Source organism: Raoultibacter phocaeensis (assembly GCF_901411515.1).
GTDB lineage: Bacteria > Actinomycetota > Coriobacteriia > Coriobacteriales > Eggerthellaceae > Raoultibacter > Raoultibacter phocaeensis.
Window position 1 is genome coordinate 736,637 of the sequence record NZ_CABDUX010000001.1, and the last position, 12,856, is coordinate 749,492.

The 12,856-nt window shown below is 56.1% G+C and carries 9 protein-coding genes and 1 tRNA gene; 8 read left to right on the forward strand and 2 right to left on the reverse strand.

Features of this window, described 5'->3' with window-relative positions; genetic code table 11:
- Positions 1–152: 152 nt before the first annotated feature.
- Positions 153–1,061, reverse strand: coding sequence for a PGN_0703 family putative restriction endonuclease (locus FJE54_RS02975; protein WP_139651265.1), 909 nt, complete (start codon positions 1,059–1,061; stop codon positions 153–155).
- 359 nt (positions 1,062–1,420) lie between these two features.
- Between FJE54_RS02975 and FJE54_RS16130 the strand changes: the two genes are divergently transcribed.
- Positions 1,421–2,080 (forward strand): PAS domain-containing protein, encoded by a 660-nt coding sequence (locus FJE54_RS16130; RefSeq protein ID WP_218971889.1) that lies wholly within the window; start codon positions 1,421–1,423, stop codon positions 2,078–2,080.
- Positions 2,080–3,606 (forward strand): putative bifunctional diguanylate cyclase/phosphodiesterase, encoded by a 1,527-nt coding sequence (locus FJE54_RS02980; protein ID WP_218971890.1) that lies wholly within the window; start codon positions 2,080–2,082, stop codon positions 3,604–3,606. Before FJE54_RS16130 ends, FJE54_RS02980 begins: the two co-directional genes overlap by 1 nt.
- A 186-nt stretch (positions 3,607–3,792) precedes the next feature.
- On the opposite strand, the gene FJE54_RS02985 is transcribed toward FJE54_RS02980, so the two are convergent.
- Complete coding sequence (locus tag FJE54_RS02985; protein ID WP_139651266.1) at positions 3,793–5,142, reverse strand: citrate/2-methylcitrate synthase; 1,350 nt, start codon at positions 5,140–5,142, stop codon at positions 3,793–3,795.
- A 415-nt stretch (positions 5,143–5,557) separates the two neighbouring features.
- Here FJE54_RS02985 and FJE54_RS02990 point away from each other — a divergent pair.
- The 6 genes from FJE54_RS02990 to FJE54_RS03015 all read left to right on the forward strand — a co-directional run bounded on the left by FJE54_RS02990 (position 5,558) and on the right by FJE54_RS03015 (position 12,759).
- A tRNA-Arg gene (locus tag FJE54_RS02990) sits at positions 5,558–5,634 on the forward strand.
- Positions 5,635–5,864: 230 nt separating this feature from the next.
- Entirely contained in the window at positions 5,865–6,983 is a 1,119-nt protein-coding gene (locus FJE54_RS02995) for an IS1249 family transposase (RefSeq protein ID WP_139651267.1), read from the forward strand.
- A 143-nt stretch (positions 6,984–7,126) separates the two neighbouring features.
- A complete protein-coding gene (locus FJE54_RS03000; RefSeq protein WP_139651268.1) occupies positions 7,127–8,821 on the forward strand; it encodes an ATP-binding protein in 1,695 nt (564 codons plus the stop codon).
- Positions 8,814–9,503, forward strand: coding sequence for a response regulator transcription factor (locus tag FJE54_RS03005; protein WP_139651269.1), 690 nt, complete (start codon positions 8,814–8,816; stop codon positions 9,501–9,503). Before FJE54_RS03000 ends, FJE54_RS03005 begins: the two co-directional genes overlap by 8 nt.
- A gap of 165 nt (positions 9,504–9,668) precedes the next feature.
- Positions 9,669–12,188 carry a molybdopterin-containing oxidoreductase family protein gene (locus tag FJE54_RS03010; RefSeq protein ID WP_139651270.1) on the forward strand — a complete coding sequence of 840 codons (2,520 nt, stop codon included), beginning with the start codon at positions 9,669–9,671 and terminating at the stop codon, positions 12,186–12,188.
- A gap of 10 nt (positions 12,189–12,198) precedes the next feature.
- A complete protein-coding gene (locus FJE54_RS03015; protein ID WP_139651271.1) occupies positions 12,199–12,759 on the forward strand; it encodes a 4Fe-4S dicluster domain-containing protein in 561 nt (186 codons plus the stop codon).
- Positions 12,760–12,856 lie beyond the last annotated feature (97 nt).

Here is a 12,856-nt window from a genome sequence, read left to right on the forward strand (position 1 = left end):
GTCGTCGATTGGTATCAGTATACCTGACTCATCCGTCCGCCCATAAATGAACCTAGAACACAAACATATTCGGCACGGCAGGGATCTCGGATCGGAATTGCTCTCGCCAGCATTCCTTTTGCCGACCGCATCCTATATCCCAATGCCAAACATCACATGAGATACCGCGCAAGCTTTCTTTGCTGCTCGTCAGTTTTGCTCAGGCAGGCTAAAAAGCGATCGAACGGTACGTACTCGATCACCAAATCGAACCCGCGTTTTTCAAACAAAGCGAGTACGGGCAACGCCGCCCGGGCAAATTCCGAGAACTCGCGCCGTTCGATGGCCAGCCAGCTTTCGTACTTGCGCTCGTAGGGGGCCAATACAGACGTATCGCGCACCTCCCATATACAGGTTATCAGCTTGATCGAAGAAGCTTCTTCGGCATCGAGGTTGCTGTAGATCGCAAGCAGGTGCTTTGCCATCTGCAGCGCGTCGAACCGGGAAAACCGCGTCTTGCGCGAGCCTTTCCTGTTCGGATGCCCGGCAACGAGCTGCTCGAACAGATCGATGAACACCTGTGCTTCGCACCGCGGTATCAGATACCGAGCAGGATCGAGATACGATGCGCGAAGCATTTTCATCCATCCGAGCATCCATTCGGCCATCTTCATCTCGCAGTACACGACCGTACTCCGATCTTCGGCGAGCAGCCGCGCATCGAGGTTCGCCTTGTTCGGATTGCTTCGCAAGGTGGAAAGCTGGTACTCGTAGTTCACCTCGTAGCGGCCGACGGGCGCGAGCAGCGGATCGGACACCTCGACACGATGGTTTCCCAGCAGATTGAACGTCATCGCCGAGGATGATCTGAGCGCACGCATCTTCTCATCGAGCTCGATCCCAGCACCGAGCGCGTACTCTTCGCGATGGCACGGGGCCATGGGTTCGATAAGGTTGTCTTCGAGATGCATAACGTAGTACGGGGCCATAGCCTCGCTTGCGCATCCGCCGAACGCCCTGCACGTGCTCGTTGCCTCGTATTGTCTCTTGATCGCTTCGACTACCGTTGTAGGAAAATCCATAACCCCGCACCCGTACATGCACCGATGCAACCGATTGCACCCGATGCCGCCTGATTTGTGTACGTACCCACCAGCGTACCAGTCCAATTATAGTGAAGTCCTTACAATGATCCGTAAACGCATCGGCGAAAACCACAAGGCTCTCAGCAGCACGGAAAGGCGCTCGGATGGCTTCGCAAGGCACCTACGCATCCCCACGTCCCTACCTTTCGCAGAGACGCCTCGTATCTATCCCGAAAGAAGATTAATACCGTTCGTTTCCCTACGGCGAAAGCCCGGTCTTTTTGTGACTATTCAGGTTATACTTTACGCTATTTCTGCTATGCAGGTCGGAACGTCCATTCGACAAAGGCGGGACCATGCTCGAGCAATCAAACGACGGCGCGCGTACACCTAAGACAGCTGCTGCCGACAGCGTTTTTCAAAACGGGTCGCGAAGCGCTCAGGAACTTGCGTGCATAACCGAAGACTCGCTGCTTGAAGAATACAACATGCTCATGAGCGCCCTGCACGTATCGGTAAGCAAGCATCTGTTCACCGAGCGTTTCGAAGTCGTATGGGCGAACGATTTCTATTACGCGATGACGGGATACACGCGAGAAGAGTACGAGCGCCTCTTCGAAAACTGCTGCGGGATGTACTTTCAGAACGATCCCGAAGAATACGCAAAGCTTTCTGCCAAAGTCATGAAAGCGTTTGAAGCGGGCGAGCCTGGATACGAATGCCTCTTGCATATGCGCCAAAAGGGCGATTCGTTTACCTGGATCCATGTGGTCGGCAAGTTCACGAATGAGCTGATCGACGGCATGCCCGTCATTTACTCCACCTTTACCAACGTCGACGATGTCGTGCAGATAGAACGAGAGCGCTCCATCGCATACGACAACATACCGGGCTTCATCGCCCGCTACCGCGTCGGCGAACACGGTCTTTCGCTTTTGTACGGCAACGATCGGTTCGCCGAGTTTTCGGCCCCATCGGTACGCCCGAGATGCAACGACTGCTGCAAAGCAACGTGATGCTCAACGATGAAGTCATTTCAGAGCACTACCCCGCTATGCGCGAGGGAGCCTCGCTTTCGTTCGAGGCCGAAGCGATCAGCATCCGCGGCGAGCACGCCTTCTTCCGCATATTCGCTGACTGCGTTTCCTATATCGAAGGCGATCCTGTGTACCTTGTACTCTATCTCGACACAACCGAAGCCATCGAACAGCGCAATCGCGCCGAAAAGACTGCGCTCGAACTGCGCGACCTCGCGTTCGTCGATCCTGTCACCGGCGGGCGCAACCGCACGAGCTTCGAGGCAGATGCCGGGGCCGCCATACAGGCAGCTCCCCCGAATTCCTATGCGCTTGTGGCCATCGATATCGACAAATTCAAGGTAGTAAACGATCAGTTCGGCCTCGCCCAAGGCGATGCGGTGCTGAAAACACTCTACGAGCAGCTCTCCGGATGCATCGGCGAAGGCGAGTTCGCCGGGCGTATCTCTGCCGACGTATTTAACCTCCTGATCAGAGCCGAGTCCAATGACCGTCTCGAGGCGCGCATCGAGAGCATGGTCGCCGATGCGAACCGGCATATGGTGATCGACACCGCTCACGCCTACCTGCTTACCGTAACCGCCGGAGTCTATCTGATCGACGAACCGGATCTGCCCATGATGCAGATACAGGATCGCGCGAACGTCGCGCGCAAGAAGGCAGGCGACAAGCGCGTCAACAAACTCTGCCTGTTCCACTACTACAGCAACGACGATCGCATCAAGCTTGCGAAGGACAAGGACATCGAGAGCAGGATGCATACAGCGCTCGCAAACAGGGAGTTCGTGGCCTACCTGCAACCGAAGCTCGATTTGCAGACCAACACCGTTGCCGGAGCCGAAGCGCTTGTGCGCTGGAACGATCCCGAAAACGGCCTTATTCCCCCGAACGATTTCATCCCGCTGTTTGAGCGCAACGGCTTCATTGTCGAACTCGACCTCTACATGTTCGAGCAGACGTGCTCGCTGCTCAAGTCATGGCACGATGACGGAAAACGCGCCATCCCGATTTCAGTGAACCTCTCGCGCATGCACCTGAGGGATCCCCACTTCCTCGATAGCTTCGAAGCCATACGGCAGCGATACGCCGTACCTGCTTCGCTCATCGAATTCGAGCTGACCGAAACGCTCGTGTTCGAGAATCCCCAGATGCTCTCGGGGGTCATCGACGACATCCACGCGGCGGGCTATACCTGTTCGATGGATGATTTCGGCAGCGGGTACTCCTCGCTCAACGTGCTGAAGAACCTCACCGTCGACACGCTCAAGCTCGACCGCGTCTTCTTCGACGAGCCGAATATGGAAGACAGCCGCGGTGCAGACATCGTAGGCATAGCAATCGAACTCGCAAAGCGGCTCGGGATGAAAACCGTCGCCGAAGGCGTCGAAACCGAACGGCAGCGCGCGTTTCTCGCCGAAGCAGGATGCGACATGATCCAGGGCTATCTGTACTCGCGGCCCGCCCCCCTCGAGGAGTTCGAAAAACTCGCGTTCGGCACCGCGTAAACGGCACCTGGCATGCTGCGCAAACAAAAGGCGGCGCACCGACTCTCGCAATCGACGCGCCGCTTTGTCTAAAAGAGTTGCACTGCGTATAAGCGACCTTCTCAGTCACGCATATCGGCGAGCTGATAAGATCCGAAGATTCGGTGAGCAGAAAAGCTCGCCGCTGCGCAGTAACGCAGGAACGCCTTACCGCTCCCCGATCACCTTGTACGCGCGCTTGCCGGAGTGCGTGGTCTTGTACGCAGGGCGGATGATGCGCTTGCCCGACACGATCTCTTCGAACCGATGCGCCGCCCAACCCGACATGCGGGCGCAGGCGAACAGCGGCGTGAACAGATCTTCAGGGATGCCCATCATCGAGTACACGAACCCGGAATACATATCCACGTTCGCACACATATCCTTGCTCGTGCCCTTCTCCTTCAAAATGACCTCAGGCGCCAAGCGCTCGATGCTCTTGAGCAGATTGAACTCCGCCTCGAACTCGGTGCCTTCGGCCAAACGCTCGGCGAACTTCTTGCAGATGATCGCACGCGGATCGGAGATGGTGTACACCGCATGGCCCATACCGTACACGAGGCCCGTCTTGTCGAACGCCTCTTTGTTGACGATTTTCGCGAGGTAGTCGGCAACCTGTCCGTCATCCGACCAATCGGCCACGTGCTCCTTGATCTCCTTCTGCATGGCGAGCACTTGATGGTTCGCTCCGCCGTGCTTCCAGCCCTTGAGCGATCCGATGGCGGCCGCATAGGTGGAGTAGGCATCGGTGTCGGCGGACGTGATGACGCGCGTGGTGAAGGTGGAGTTGTTACCGCCGCCATGCTCGGCATGCAAGCACAACATGATGTCGAGCATGCGCGCCTCGTCGGGTGTAAACGAGCGGTCGGGACGAAGCATCGAGAGGATGGTTTCGGCAGTGGATTGGCCGGGAACGAAGCGGTGCATGATCATCGATTCGTTGTAATATTTCGCACGCTGCGCGTAGTATGCGAGCACCATGATGCGTGGCAGACGCGAGATGAGCGAGATAGCCGTATGGATTTCATGCTGCGGCGAACGATCTTCGGCATCCTCGTCGAACGCATACAGCAAAAGGATGGAGCGGGAAAGAATGTTCATGATGTCAGGCGGCGTATTGCGCATGATGAGCGAAGCGGTGAATCCGTCGGGCAGCTCGCGCTGACTGTCGATCACCGAGACGAAGCGGTCGAGCTGCTCTTGCGTAGGTAGCTCGCCCATCAAGAGCAGATAGGCAACTTCCTCGAAGCTGAATCGGCGCTCACTCGAATCGTCTTCAAGCAGATCGTACAGATCATAGCCTCGGTAGCGCAACTGCCCCTCATCGGGAGTCTTCACGCCATCGGAAACCACGTAGCCGTGCACGTTAGCTATGTTCGTAACGCCGGCAACGACGCCCGTGCCGTCGGGATTGCGCAGACCGCGCTTTACCTGATACTGTTCGAAAAATTCCGGATCGATGGAATTGACCTTCTGAAAGTTCTGATAGAGCGCGAATTTTTTCTCTTCTTCGTTCATCCAAACCCCTTTCTGACTGCATGCGCAGGGTGTTCCCGCATATGCGCGACCGTTCGCATTCGCATAATGCCCGGCTCGATGGCGAACTGCGTGCTCGCCGATTCCGGCTGCGCTTCCTCGAGCGCCGCATGCGGCGCCTCCCTGTGGTGACACGTTGATCGGTGAGCAGTGGGAGTCCTCGAGATATATCGGGTTATTGTAGCGCGTCGAGAACGCCCCGCCTATACGAAACTGCCGTTTTTCGATAAGCGTCCTGCGGTTTTGCGTTTGCAACCCCGCTCGCTACACCCAAGAGCGGCTAATTCTGCCCTCTGAAAGGGGCAAATAGCAAAAGCAAACATTTTGCATCATTTTACAAAAACCCTTTGACAATCAACGGCAATACTGGGAGAATAATCGAGCTGTCGAATTACGTGCGCCGTTACCTCAGCTGGATAGAGGGACTGACTACGAATCAGTACGTCGGGGGTTCGAATCCCTCACGGCGCACCACTTACACCATCTACGAACCTCCGGGTTCGTTTTTTATTCTCCTAGGCAAAACTAGGGTTATAGGACAAAACGTGTACCCTAATTTGCTGTGTTTTACCAGATAAGAAGTTGAATTTTGCTGTCTAGGGTTGATAGGCATCAACTTTGCGGTCGGACAAAACGTGTACCCTAAAATCCCTTGACACCGCAGGTCAAGGGGTAGAGTTGAGCTATATGCTTCAATTTGGGGCATGGCTGCTAAACGATGCCCTGTGTGCGGGGGCAAGATGAAGGGTCACGGCAAGACGGCAAAAGGCACGAAGCGCTGGCAGTGCGTGTCGTGCGCCGCGACCACAACGCACAAGGTGAATACCACCGCGAAAAAGCTCAAGGGCTTTCTCGCCTGGCTGCTCTCACCGTCTCGTCAAGCCGATATGCCGGGGGCGGGGCGCTCTTTTAGGCGCTCATCGGAAAGATTTTGGCGTATATGGCCCGTCGCGCCGGTTTGCGACGAGATGCATCACGTCGTCCACGTTGACGGCATCTGGCTTGGGCGCAAGGCGGTCGTGCTCATCGCCTGCACGAAGGACTGCGTTGTGGGCTGGCATCTGGCGAGAAGCGAGCACTCGCAGGCATGGGCGGCTCTCATGGCGCGCATTGCCCCTCCCGATGTCGTGGTGAGCGACGGTGGCAGCGGCTTTGAGAAGGCAAGGCGCGCCGTATGGCCGACAACGCGCGTGCAGAGGTGCACCTTCCACGCATTCGAGCAAGTGAAGCGTTGCACGACGACAAGACCCAAGCTCCAGGCAGGAGCCGAGCTCTACGGGATAGCCAAAGACCTCCTTCATGTGGAAAGCCCCAATGAGGCAGCGGAGTGGCTGGCCGCCTTCGCGGGCTGGTGCAACAAGTGGGACGCCTTCCTCAAGGAGAAGGCGGTCATCGACGGCAGGGTGCAGTTCAAGCACGAGCGGCTGAGAAAGGCGCGCCGCAGCCTCGAAAAGCTTGCCCGCGCCGGCACGTTGTTTACCTACCTCGATGAGAAGCTGCTGGAAGGCGGAGCTGTTCCCGCCACGAACAATCGGATAGAAGGCGGCGTGAACGCCCAGCTGCGCGAAATGCTCAGGCGCCATCGGGGTATGAGGCTAGAGCGACGCATCAAAGCGATATCGTGGTGGTGCTACTTGCATACCGAGCGCCCGCTTCCCGCAGCCGCCATATTGCAGACGATGCCCACCGACGAAAGCATAGCAGCGCTTTACCGAGAAGCGGAAAACGCCAAAGAAAGCGAAGTCGCTGTAGCCAGATGGGGTCGCGCAGTCGCTTGGAGCGATTTGCATACGAGCGGTACTTGGAGAAGTGACTGGGATTAGAGCCTAGGGTACACGTTTTGTCCTTTAAGCCCAAAACTATCTGTAAGTACTTCACGACCGATATGCTTTTTTCTTGACCTCTCATTCCATGTCTGTCATTCTGCGTGCAGGGGTAAAGGGGCAAAGGGAGCGGGGTCGCTCAGTTGAAGAAACACAGACTTCATTACCATTTGGCGCTACCGGTTACAGCAATCATCGTAGTATTGCTGCTGGTGAACATCGCACTCAGCTCGTCTCTTCAGCGAAAACAGGCCGAAGACACCATGCGGGATCAGGCCTATATTCTCTCTCAGAACATGAGTGCCATCTGGGATTTCATCTCAGTCAATCAGAGCAGGATCAACTATGACAGGGATGGCGTCTACAACCAGAAAGGGCTCTATTGCTCCAAAGCGGGCTTGTCCGTCGGCGCGCTGTTCTCAAAACGCACCGATTACGTCATCAGCTATGCTGCACTGAATCCGAGAAGCGAACAGAACCGCGCCGACGGCTTCGAGACAGAGGCGCTCGCTGCCTTTGCAAACGATCCGAGCATCGAAGAGTATACGGCTTTCGGGGAAATGCAAGGCGAGGAGGGCCGCTATTTCCGATACGCCGCCCCATTGCGTATGGATGATACCTGCGAGAGCTGCCATGGAGGCGTTGCCGGTGAAATCGACGAGACGGGATATCCGAAAGAAGGCTTCGTCGACGGGGATCTCGTTGGCATCATCAGCATCGCCACGCCTACGAGGCAGTTCGAGCAAAACTACTTCGACAATGCACTGTTGCAGGGTGTGTTTCTCGTGGTGCTGTCGGCAGGATGCATACTCGCAAGCTACTGGTTCATCCAGAAATACGTATCGAAGCCATTAGGCAGGCTGGAGCGCGCAATCGAGCGATACGGCACCGATCAGTCGTATGAGCAGCTCAACGCCGATGCAATCGGTGCCAAGGGGGAAATAAACAGCTTGGTCTCCTTCTTCAACGACGCCTCGAAGAAGCTCGAGGCTGTTCATCTAGGGCTCGAATCAGAGGTCTCGAGGAGAACCCTCGATTTGGAATCCGCAAACATGCTACTGGTCTCGCAGGCCGAGGAGCTGGAGGCTCTGAACGGGCGTCTGAAGGCGGACAACCGATACAAATCGCATTACTTCACCATGATGAGCCATGAACTCAAGACGCCCCTTACGGCGATCATCGCGTATGCGAATATTCTTCGCGAGGCGAATGCTTCGGGAGATGACCTTGATGCGGATGCGATAGAAGCCATCGCCTGTAACTCACGTGACCTGCTAAGGCTTATCGAGAATATTTTGGAATCAGCGAAGCTCGAGGCGGGCAGGGCTTCGCTCGAAATGCAAGTAGTTGATACCGATGAGGTGTTCTATCATCTGGAATCCTCTTTGGCATCATTAGCTGCGGAGCGCAATCTTACTCTATCGTTCTTCAGATCGAAGCAAATGCCGTTGTTTCTTGCGGATTCGATCAAGCTATCCCATATCTTGGAAAACCTGATCAGCAACGCCATCAAGCATACGCCCGGCAATGGCTGCGTCGTCATCGAAGCGTATCACCACAAGAAGGACGAAACCATACGATTCCGCGTTATCGATAATGGAACGGGCATACCGGAAGAGGAACAGCGCACAATCTTCGAGGAGTTCGTGCAGGCAAGCGATCATATGGACAAACCTACAAGCGGAAGTGGCCTAGGGCTTGCTTTGGCAAAGGAATACGCAGAGCTGCATGGCGGCTCCATCCATGTAAAGAGCACGGTCGGTGAAGGAAGCTTCTTCACGGTCATCCTTCCCTATATCGCTGTGGTATCCGAGGAGGAAGGGGAAGGCGATGCCTAGCAAGATCCTTGTGGCTGACGATGAGCTCAGCGTGCTCAAGATAGTCAAGTACTATGCGGAGAAGAACGGCTATCAAGTCGATACCGCCTCCGATGGCGAGGCGGCCCTGCGCATATTCCGGGAAGCATCTCCCGATCTGGTCGTCTTGGATGTCATGATGCCAGGACTCAACGGTTTCGAGGTTTGCGAGGCAATCCGCGATGTTGATATGAGGGTTCCCGTGATCTTCCTTACGGCGAAGGGCGATCTGGTCGATAAGGGCATGGGGTTCAAGCTAGGGGCAGACGATTACGTGACAAAGCCTTTCGAACCCGAAGAGCTGATCATGAGGATAAGGACCTGCCTGCGCAGACGCGATGCGTTTCCTGCGAAAAGGAAGGATTCGAATGTAATCGATTTAGGCGATCTCTCCGTTGACCTGAGCTCGAAAACCGTGGTCGTACGTGGTGCGGAAGTACCTCTGACGGCAAAGGAGTTTGATTTGCTGGCATTTCTTGCACGGCATCCGACAGAAGCAATCTCACGCGTACGCCTTCTGCAAGGCGTGTGGGGAGAGGACTATATAGGCGATTCCGGCGTCGTTGCGGTGGTAGTCCGCAAGGTCAGGGAAAAGATTGAGGAGAATCCAGCCAAACCGCATCATCTGCTAACCGAATGGGGGTATGGCTACCGCCTTGTGTGAGCGTCGGCAAGGTCATCTCAGGGCTTGATGAGCCCAATGCTCTACCCCGACTTAATCATTCGTAATAATTCTTAATGGATCCCTTAATATCTGGCATTGGCCGCGTTGATAGCCTATCCCTGACGAGTAAACGCTAGGGAGAGCGTTAGTTAGGAGGAGGGTCATATGAGTGATGTTGGCCTCAAATCATCCAAGATGGGCATAAGCAGAAGAGGTTTTGTCGCTGCAGCAGCCGGAGTTGCTGGCTTGGCACTTACCGGCTGCCAACCTGCCGCCCAGACCGAGAAGGCTGCAGAAACTGTCGCCGAAGCCAATGTGAAAACGGTGGGCGTTGCGAGCGGATACAACTGCTCGTATTGCTACCTGCAGGGCAAGATTAAGGACGGCAAGATCATCGGCGTAGAGCCAGGTCCGCTACCCAACCGCCCTGGCAACAGCAACGCATGCGCACGTTGCATGGCGTTCGTTGAGAAGGTTCAGGACGAGAACGCGCGCATCCTGCATCCCATGAGGCGCACGGGCGAGCGTGGTTCTGGCCAGTTCGAGCAGATTAGTTGGGATGAAGCCATTTCCGAGATTTCCACGAAGCTGAAAGCCGTCATGGAGAAGAACCCGCAGGCTGCAAGCTTTTGGGGAATGACCGGCAACCTGACGACGTTGGCGAACCAGTCCGTGAACCGTTTCGCCTTTAACGTCGGTGCGTCTACTTGGGAGCCCGAACACATCATGGGAGACCACGGCGAGTCGATCGGCATGTTCATGACCTGCGGCGACCCGGCTCCTGGCCATGATGGCGAAGATTGGTACAATTCGAAGTATCTGCTGTTCTTCGGCGCCAACAAAGTGGATACCTACACGCCCGTGGCTCGCCACATCGCCGAAGCGCGTCGCCGTGGTGCCAAACTGGTGGTTGTCGATCCGCGCCTAAGCTCTACGGCTGCAATGGCCGATCAATGGATTCCTATCAATCCTGGCACCGACCCTGCTCTCATTCTGGCCATGATGAACCTCATCTTCCAGAACGACCTGCATGACAAGACCTATCTGGCAAACTACACGTGTGCGCCGCTGCTGCTCAACGACGAGACTGGCGAATACCTGCATCCGTCTGCGGACACGTACTGCGCTTGGGATACCGCAACCGATGCCATGGTCGAGATCGATCCCGCGGATGCCGGCGGCAACGACGACCAGACTTCTGGTCCCGAAAGCACCCTTGCGCTCACAGGCTCCTTCAACGTTGACGGGGTAAGTTGCCATCCCGCCATGGACGACCTGGTAGCCGAGGCTGCCAAATGGCCGGTTGACCGCACCGCCGAGGTGACAGGAGTTCCCGCCGAGGTTATTCAGCAACTGGCCATGGACTACGCGCAGGCTATACCAGCGGGCATCCAGGTAACACAGGGCACGAACCGCACTCGCTACACCTACGCCACCTCGCGTGCGGCAGTCACATTGGGCGCCGTCTGCGGCAACATCGGCAAGTCCGGTGGCGGTGTGGGCCGAGAGCACCTCGGCGTTCCCATTGCCACAACAGGCGATGCCGTGAACTTTATCAGCGCCGGCTCCATCTTCAACGATGGCGAATGGTACGACGTGGGCGAGAAATCCGATGCTTTCGGTGCATTCTACGAAGTGCTGCTCGGACCCTACAGCCTCATGGCCGACGAGCTTATCGCGGGCAACGCGTTCAAATCCTCCGAATTTTACGATGCCGCCCTCACGGGCAATCCGGTGCCGGTGGACTTTCTCTATATTGCCATCTCGAATTTTATCAACCAGAGCCCCGATGCCAACAAGATCATCAACGAGGTGTTTCCGGCTATCGACTTCATCGTAACGGCTGACCCGTTCTGGACTTGGACAACCGAGTACTCCGATATCGTGTTACCCGTTGCCACCTACTGGGAATGTTGGGACGTGACCAATGACGGCCCCTTCGTGCGCATGAACCAGCCGCAGATCGAGCGCATGGGCGAAAGCAAGTCCGACTGCGAAATCTTTTCGCTCCTCGCCCAAGAGGTGGGCGTTGGCGACTACTGGAGCAAAACGGACGAGGAATGGGTGCGTACATTCCTGGAAGGCAGCGAGCATCCAGGCATGGAGTCTTTCGATATGGACGAGATGATGAAGACCGGCATCTTCGCTCGCGACGACGGAGTGTATGGTCCCTCCTACCCGTTCGGCGACAAAAAGTTCAGCACCCCGACCGGACGCATCGAATTCTACAGAGACGACCTGGTTCCCTTCGGCGAGCAGGTTCCCACATGCCAGCGCGTCGATGACAACCCCGAAGACGCCTTTAAAGACAAATTCCCCTTGCAATTCATCCAGTGGCATAGCCGCGCTGCCGTGCACACACAGGGTATGCTGCCTACGGCCATCAAAGCTATCGAGGCCGAGCCGTATCTGGTGATGAACGCCGTCGACGCCGATGCGCGCGGAATCGCCCACGGCGACGTAGTGCGCGCATTCAACGATCGTGGTTCCATGACGCTGCGCGCGTTCGTTTCGGACGGCATCATCACGGGCACTACCGGCATGTCGCAGGGCTGGACGCCAGAGCAGTTTATCGAGGGTCACTACCAGATGCTGACACATTACACCAAGAACGCGGTTGAGGAGTTCATAAGCGCCACGAGCAGCCCGTTCAACGATGTCCGCATTCAAGTTGAGAAGGCGTAAGGAGGCAACGATGACCTACGGAATGCTTATTGATACGCGCTACTGCTCGGGTTGTCAAACCTGTGTAGTTAGCTGCAAAATGTCCAACCAGGTTCCGGGCGATGCATTTTACAGCCACGTAATCAGCTTGGATGGCGACGTCCTTTACCAAGCAACGGGAACCTTCCCGAATGTCAAGATGAAGTTCCGTCCGACGCTCTGCAACCATTGCGAGAGTCCAGTCTGCTACGCCAATTGCCCGACGGGCGCGATCGCGAAGGATGCCGAAACCGGGATAGTGGCAATCGACAAGGAGCTCTGTATCGGATGCGGCGATTGCGCGGTTACGTGCCCGTATGAGATTCCTATCGTTATCAAAAACGAGGGTGTTGCGGGGAAATGCGACTTTTGCGCCTCCCGCGTCGCAGATGGTGAGTTGCCGTACTGCGTGGCGGCGTGTCCAACCCGTACGCGCTACTTCGGCGACATCAACGATCCCGACAGCGAGATTTCGACCATGATCACCGAGCATGATGCGGAGGTCTACAAGCCGGAGGCCAGCACGAATCCCTCCGTGTTCTATATCGTATAGCGACTTTGCGGCCGGGTGTACCGCCGTACACCCGGCAAGACCCGCTATACGACAGCTACAATATGCCAAATTTGAATAAATCCTGTTTAAAAAACTT

Coding starts and splice junctions, on each gene's coding strand:
- FJE54_RS16130 (WP_218971889.1), top strand. CDS start 1,421: ATGCTCGAGCAATCAAACGACGGCGCGCGTACACCTAAGACAGCTGCT.
- FJE54_RS02980 (WP_218971890.1), top strand. CDS start 2,080: ATGCTCAACGATGAAGTCATTTCAGAGCACTACCCCGCTATGCGCGAG.
- FJE54_RS03010 (WP_139651270.1), top strand. CDS start 9,669: ATGAGTGATGTTGGCCTCAAATCATCCAAGATGGGCATAAGCAGAAGA.
- FJE54_RS02985 (WP_139651266.1), bottom strand. CDS start 5,142: ATGAACGAAGAAGAGAAAAAATTCGCGCTCTATCAGAACTTTCAGAAG.
- FJE54_RS02995 (WP_139651267.1), top strand. CDS start 5,865: ATGGCTGCTAAACGATGCCCTGTGTGCGGGGGCAAGATGAAGGGTCAC.
- FJE54_RS03015 (WP_139651271.1), top strand. CDS start 12,199: ATGACCTACGGAATGCTTATTGATACGCGCTACTGCTCGGGTTGTCAA.
- FJE54_RS03005 (WP_139651269.1), top strand. CDS start 8,814: ATGCCTAGCAAGATCCTTGTGGCTGACGATGAGCTCAGCGTGCTCAAG.
- FJE54_RS02975 (WP_139651265.1), bottom strand. CDS start 1,061: ATGGATTTTCCTACAACGGTAGTCGAAGCGATCAAGAGACAATACGAG.